Here is a 7,593-nt window from a genome sequence, read left to right on the forward strand (position 1 = left end):
AGAAAGATCCGTGTTCTATATGAAAAAATCTGTGTAAATCCGTGAAATCTGTGGTGCAGAAAAAGATAAATAATAAACTAAATAATATAACATGGGATTTAATGAATTTTTAAGCTCGATTTTCGGAAACAAATCCACACGAGACATGAAAGAAATCAAGCCCTGGGTGGAAAAGATCAAAGCTGCCTACCCGGAGGTTGAGAAACTGGACAACGACGCCCTCCGTGCCAAAACGGAAGAACTCAAAAAATATATCCATGAATCGGCTACTGCCGAACGTGCGAAAGTGGAAGAGTTGAAGGCAAGCATCGAGACACTGGAACTGGAAGACCGCGAAGAAGTCTTCGCACAAATCGATAAGACAGAAAAAGAAATTCTGGAGAAATATGAAAAAGCACTGGACGAAGTGCTGCCCGTTGCTTTCTCTATCGTGAAAGCTACTGCCAAACGTTTCACAGAAAATGAAGAAATCGTTGTTACCGCTACGGATTTTGACCGTCACCTGGCTGCAACAAAAGACTTTGTACGCATCGAAGGCGACAAGGCCATCTATCAGAACCACTGGATAGCCGGCGGTAACGACACGGTATGGAACATGGTTCACTACGATGTACAGCTCTTTGGTGGTGTCGTTCTGCATAAAGGTAAGATTGCGGAAATGGCAACCGGTGAAGGTAAAACATTGGTGGCTACCCTCCCGGTATTCCTTAACGCACTGACCGGAAACGGTGTGCACGTGGTTACCGTGAATGATTACCTCGCCAAACGTGACTCCGAATGGATGGGACCTCTTTATATGTTCCACGGATTGAGCGTGGATTGTATCGACCGCCATCAACCGAACTCCGACGCACGCCGTCAGGCATACCTGGCAGACATCACGTTCGGTACGAACAACGAATTCGGTTTCGACTACCTGCGTGACAACATGGCTATCAGCCCGAAAGACCTTGTACAACGTCAGCACAACTATGCCATCGTCGATGAGGTCGACTCGGTATTGATTGACGACGCCCGTACTCCGTTGATTATCTCCGGTCCTGTACCGAAAGGCGACGACCAATTGTTCGAGCAACTCCGTCCGTTAGTAGAACGTCTGGTAGAAGCACAGAAAGTATTGGCTACCAAATATCTCTCCGAAGCTAAGAAACTGATCGCATCCAACGATAAGAAAGAGGTGGAAGAAGGATTCCTCGCTTTATACCGCAGCCACAAGGCATTGCCGAAAAACAAGGCTTTGATTAAGTTCCTTAGTGAACAGGGTATCAAGGCAGGTATGCTCAAGACGGAAGAAATCTACATGGAACAGAACAACAAGCGTATGCATGAAGTTACTGATCCGCTGTATTTCGTAATCGACGAGAAACTGAATAGTGTAGACCTGACAGACAAGGGTGTAGACCTGATTACCGGTAACTCTGAAGACCCGACATTGTTCGTTCTTCCGGACATCGCCGGACAACTTTCGGAACTGGAAAACCAACATCTGACCAACGAGCAACTGCTTGAAAAGAAAGATGAGCTTCTGACAAACTATGCCATCAAATCGGAACGTGTACACACCATCAACCAATTGTTGAAGGCTTACACCATGTTCGAGAAAGATGATGAATATGTAGTGATCGACGGACAGGTGAAGATCGTAGACGAGCAGACAGGCCGTATCATGGAAGGTCGCCGCTACTCTGACGGATTGCACCAGGCTATCGAAGCCAAGGAACGTGTGAAAGTGGAAGCTGCTACGCAGACCTTTGCAACGATTACTTTGCAGAACTACTTCCGTATGTATCACAAACTGTCCGGTATGACCGGTACTGCTGAAACGGAAGCAGGCGAACTTTGGGACATCTACAAATTGGACGTAGTCGTGATCCCGACCAACCGTCCGATTGCAAGAAAGGATATGAACGACCGCGTTTACAAGACGAAACGCGAAAAGTATAAAGCTGTTATCGAGGAAATCGAAAAATTGGTTCAGGCAGGACGTCCGGTATTGGTGGGTACTACTTCGGTAGAAATCTCCGAAATGTTGAGCAAGATGCTTGCCATGCGTAAGATTGAGCACAAGGTATTGAACGCCAAACTGCACCAGAAAGAAGCGGACATCGTTGCTACTGCCGGTTTGAGCGGAACAGTAACCATTGCTACCAACATGGCTGGTCGTGGTACCGACATCAAGTTAAGTCCGGAAGTGAAAGCTGCGGGAGGTTTGGCAATTATCGGTACGGAACGTCACGAATCCCGTCGTGTAGACCGCCAGTTGCGTGGTCGTGCAGGACGTCAGGGTGACCCGGGTTCTTCTGTATTCTTTGTGTCACTGGAAGATGATTTGATGCGTCTGTTCTCCTCCGACCGTATCGCCAGCGTAATGGACAAACTTGGTTTCCAGGAAGGCGAAATGATCGAGCACAAGATGATTTCCAACTCTATCGAACGTGCCCAGAAGAAGGTGGAAGAAAATAACTTCGGTATTCGTAAACGTCTGTTGGAATATGACGACGTGATGAACAAGCAGCGTACAGTAGTTTACACCAAACGCCGCCACGCTTTGATGGGGGAACGTATCGGTATGGACATCGTGAACATGATTTGGGACCGTTGTGCCAATGCTATCGAAAACAATGATTATGAAGGCTGCCAGATGGAACTGCTTCAGACATTGGCGATGGAAACTCCGTTCACTGAAGAAGAATTCCGTAACGAGAAGAAAGAAAAGTTGGCCGAAAAGACTTTCAACATTGCGATGGATAACTTCAAACGCAAAACTGAACGTCTGGCACAGATCGCTAATCCGGTTATCAAACAGGTATATGAAAATCAGGGACACATGTATGAAAACATCCTGATTCCTATTACAGACGGTAAACGAATGTATAACATCTCTTGTAACCTGAAAGCGGCTTACGAATCGGAATCTAAAGAAGTGGTGAAATCGTTCGAGAAATCAATCCTGCTCCACGTTATCGACGAAGCATGGAAAGAAAACCTCCGCGAACTGGACGAACTGAAACATTCCGTACAGAACGCAAGCTACGAACAGAAAGACCCGCTGTTGATTTATAAACTGGAATCTGTGACTTTGTTCGACGCCATGGTGAACAAGATCAACAACCAGACTATATCTATCTTGATGCGCGGACAAATTCCTGTACAGGAAGCTCCGGACGAACAGGCTGCCCGTCGTGTGGAAGTGCGTCAGGCCGCTCCTGAACAACGTCAGGATATGAGCAAGTATCGCGAAAACAAGCAGGACTTGAGTGATCCTAATCAGCAGGCTGCTGCCAGCCAGGATACTCGTGAACAGCAGAAACGTGAACCCATCCGTGCAGAAAAGACTGTAGGACGTAACGATCCTTGCCCATGCGGAAGCGGCAAGAAGTATAAGAACTGTCACGGTAAAAACCTTTAAGAAGTTGAGAAGGGAGAGTTGAGAGTTGAGAGTTAAAAGTTGAGTAAGTAGGAGTTTCTATTTCTTTGTGCTCATTTTTGAATCAGCTTCGCTCAAAAGCCTTATTTAATTTTTAACATTAAGGTATAATCTCAAGTTTCAATACACAAAAGAAAGTCTCAAACGGTTAAAAACTGTTTGAGACTTTCTTTTATTCCTCCAAAATTGTACTTTTGTTCAAATTACTAAATAGAACAAAACTATGGCAAAATCTTATTCACTGGCTTTCGTCACTATCTTCCTGCTGACACTGGGCAGCTGTCAGAGTTTGGAACAGATTTCCATTGATTATCTGCAACCTGCCGACTTGAGCTTTCCTCCGCAACTCCGGAAAGTAGCTATCGTGAATAACACCAGCAACACACCGGATAACAAACTAATAACAACGACTGAAAAGATCAAAGAAGGTACACCGCTCGTAAGTCGTGCAACGGCATACGCCAACGGAGATCCTAAGATTGCCACCGAATCACTGGCTGAAGAAATCGCACATCAGAATTATTTTGAAGAAGTAGTCATCTGTGACTCTGCTTTGCGGGCAAATGATAAACTGGCCCGCGAAAGTACATTGAGCCAGGAGGAAGTCCGTCAGTTAGCCTCTAGTTTGGGAGTGGATTTTATCATTGCACTGGAAAATCTGCAACTCAAAGCAACTAAATCTGTCCGTTTTCTGAATGAGTTCAACTGTTTTCAAGGAGCAGTAGACGTTAAAGTATATCCCACGGTGAAAGTGTATCTTCCCGAACGTAGCCGGCCGATGACTACACTCCATCCTAACGACAGCATCTTTTGGGAAGAGTTTGGAGGTACTGCCGTAGAAGCTGCCACCCGCATGATTCGCGACAAACAAATGCTGGAGGAAGCGGCGGTATTTGCAGGGACAGTTCCGGTGAAATATCTCGTCCCTATGTGGAAAAAAGGAACACGGTATCTGTATACCGGAGGTTCGGTTCCCATGCGTGATGCTGCCATCTATGTACGCGAAAATTCATGGGACGACGCATACGAACTTTGGAACCAGGCTTTCGAAGGTACCAAGAACCAAAAGAAGAAGATGCGGGCAGCTCTCAACATAGCTGTTTATTATGAAATGAAGGATAGTCTCGCTAAAGCGGAAGAATGGGCGGAAAAGGCACAGCAACTAGCCAAGAAAATTGATAAAAAGAATATCACAGATAGTGTTCAGGCCAGCATTGACGATGTGCCGAATTATTATCTTACGTCCTTGTATTTAGCCGAATTGAAGGAGAGAAACGCTCAATTACCTAAGTTAAAATTACAAATGAGCCGATTTAATGATGATTTTTAAGGAAATTGTGTATCAAATCTTATTTTTTTTATACCTTTGAACTTATAAAAAGAAGGAACCCATGAAACTAAGCCAACAATCACTATCCATTATCGAATCGGCTATCCAAAAGGCAGTCGCCAAATACGTATGTAACTGTGAACAAACAGTTGTAACCGATATCCATCTCCAACCGGACCAGACATCGGGACAACTTAATATTTACAATGATGATGATGAAGAACTGGCGAACATCATGGTCGAAGAATGGGCTACGTATGAAGGGGATGATTTCCTTGAAAGTGTGGAACCTTCTCTACGCAACATTCTTTGCAGAATGAAAGATGCCGGAGACTTCGACAAGGTGACTATCCTGAAGCCTTACTCTTTCGTTCTGGTGGATGAAGAGAAAGAAACCATAGCGGAATTGTTACTGGTGGACGATGATACGATCCTGGTGAACGATGAATTGCTGAAAGGGTTGGATAAGGAATTGGACGAGTTCTTAAAAGAGTTGTTGGAAAAATAATATACAGCATTTTTAGGATAGAGTTCGTTCAGGATTAATATAAATATCCGAAATCATTATATAAAGAGAATCGGAAGCAAACAGGGTATTTCCTGTTGCTTCCGATTATTTTTATAGATACTCTTTTTATAGATAGCCGAGTAACGTTTCATACCGGGCTATATCATTGATCTTTTAATTAGTTTTTCAATGCCTGTGTCTTACTCTTTTCAGCCCATGCTTTCTCCATCCCGTAGAAATTAGGCTGCTCAACAGATTTCCCGTCCAACTCCACCTTCTTCTGTTCAAAGATATCGCTTACAGTTCTCTGCTGCTATAATAAACTTTCCAATAGTCAGAATCTCCTTTAGTAAATCTTTGACTAGAAGCAAATGTAGAAATATACACCTTAGAAAATTAAAAATCCTCTTTTTTAATGAATATTCTATATTCTTTAATCATGCCCGGATATTCTTTTTCGGCACGGGGCAGATAGCGGAAGCCGGTCACTATTTCCACTTTACTCAAGTCAATCACCAGTTGATGAGGATAAGGAACATTATCCACGGTCATCCAGAAAGTAGATTCCTGCAAATCGAATATTTTGTCGGCTGTACGGTTGCCGCTACGTGTTTCTTCACTATCGGCATAACGAATCTTCCAATGTTCACGAGATACCGGTTTGCCATCAGCTCCCAGGACATCGAACTCTGCCACTGCTGCGATGTTATCATTTGCTTGCGGAGAAAGCGCTTCCAAACAGAAATAACGTCCTTTCGCCGGAGCAGCAAATCGTACTTCCTGCCAGCCGTTGCCCGGAGTGAAAGCACCTTCGTGTGTTACTTTCTCACCTGCCAGTTTCAGTTTTTCTCCATCCTTGCGGTGTGTTTCGGGAGCTTTTTCACGAAGCACATCAAGAATAGGTTTCTTCAAGCCTTTGATAGAAGCCTTGGCAGGACCTTTCAAATCTAATACGAGAATTTCATTCTCTCCTTCTTTGAGCCAGCAACCCGGCATAAAGAGGGTCTGTTGCGGACCGATTTCCCAGAAACGCCCCATTGCATGACCATTCACCCAAACCATACCTTTACCCCATGTGCTCATATCCAGAAATGTATCTCCTACTTTATCCAGTTTAAAGGTGCTCTTGTAGTAAGCAGGCATAGCCGGTAGTATTTTTGTATCGTTATATTTCTTGTCTTTAATAAAAGAATAATCTACCGGGAAGTTATACACAGTCCAGTTTTTCAATTCCTTAGCCTGATTACCCGAAACTAGTTCCACCTTTTCTGTAATACCTTTGCGGTCGTGGATGGATTTGTCAAAGTTGACACGTCCCATTGCTTCCACCAGAATATCCAGTTGCGTACCTTTCTTCAGTGCGGGCAAAGTCGTTGTAAATTCTCCTTTGCGACGGTCCAAACGCGCCAGAAGTTTGCCGTCGGCATAGATTTGCGCCCAGTCGTGCACTTCCGTAATCTTCAAAACGGTTCCTACGGGGGTTGCTTCAGGCAGTGTGGTCCGATACAGAATAGTTCCCCATCCCTGATTGAATTGTTCCATCGGTTGAATATCCACTGTTTGTTTGGCTTCCGGCAAATTCGAGAATAGTGGAGCCACTTTATTGAAATGAATTTCGGGAATCTCAATAACAGGCAAAGCAGCGGGGACTTCAGGCAATGATTCACCGGCCGGAAGATAGTTTTTCAATAAATCGCGAAGCAAGAAAAACTTTTCGGTGGTCCATCCGGCTTCACTGATCGGAGCGTCATAATCATACGAACTGCACATAGCGGAATAAGCCGGGTTGTTTGCACCTCCCCAATGACCGAAAGTCGTCCCTCCGTGAGTCATATAGAGACTGAAAGAAATATTCCGGTCGAGCATATCCTTGATGCCCTGTACCATGTCTTTCGCAGGACGTGTTTCGTGTTTCCGTCCCCAATGGTCGAACCATCCGCTCCAGAACTCACTACACATCAATGGAGTTTCGGGACGAAGCTCTTTCAGTTTCTTAAACTGCTGGTCGATATTAGCCCCAGTTCCGAAATTTACAGTCCAAATCAAATCGTCAAGTGCGTTATTGGTAAAGTTACTGCTCCAGTCACATTGAAACAGAGGCACATCGGTAAAACCGGATTCACGAACCAAATCACGCACGGCAGAAACGTATGGTTTATCGGTTCCGTAAGAGCCATACTCGTTCTCCACCTGAACCATGATAATGTTTCCTCCTTTATCCACTTGCAACGGAGCCAGTTGCTTACCAACTTCTTTCATAAAAATGCCTACCCGTCCCATATAATAAGGATCAAGCGTGCGCAAAGCTACGTCTTTTTTCTTTAACAG

At 44.6% G+C, this 7,593-nt stretch carries 4 protein-coding genes; 3 read left to right on the plus strand and 1 reads right to left on the minus strand.

Translation table 11 applies throughout. The features are described 5' to 3' along the window. Nucleotides 1–91: 91 nt before the first annotated feature. The 3 genes from secA (at nt 92) to BSAG_RS05490 (ending at nt 5,265) form a co-directional block, all read left to right on the plus strand. Nucleotides 92–3,409, plus strand: a complete 3,318-nt coding sequence (secA, locus tag BSAG_RS05500; protein ID WP_004314051.1) for a preprotein translocase subunit SecA — start codon at nt 92–94, stop codon at nt 3,407–3,409. A gap of 241 nt (nt 3,410–3,650) precedes the next feature. Then, nucleotides 3,651–4,757, plus strand: a complete 1,107-nt coding sequence (locus tag BSAG_RS05495) for a DUF6340 family protein (protein WP_004314052.1) — start codon at nt 3,651–3,653, stop codon at nt 4,755–4,757. A 61-nt stretch (nt 4,758–4,818) separates the two neighbouring features. Beyond that, nucleotides 4,819–5,265, plus strand: a complete 447-nt coding sequence (locus tag BSAG_RS05490; RefSeq protein WP_004314053.1) for a hypothetical protein — start codon at nt 4,819–4,821, stop codon at nt 5,263–5,265. 396 nt (nt 5,266–5,661) lie between these two features. Here the strand turns inward: BSAG_RS05490 and BSAG_RS05485 are convergent. Further along, a partial coding sequence (locus BSAG_RS05485; RefSeq protein ID WP_157465815.1) for a beta-galactosidase occupies nt 5,662–7,593 on the minus strand: 1,932 nt, incomplete at its 5' end.

Origin of the sequence: Bacteroides sp. D1 (genome assembly GCF_000157095.2) — a bacterium.
Lineage (GTDB): Bacteria > Bacteroidota > Bacteroidia > Bacteroidales > Bacteroidaceae > Bacteroides > Bacteroides xylanisolvens.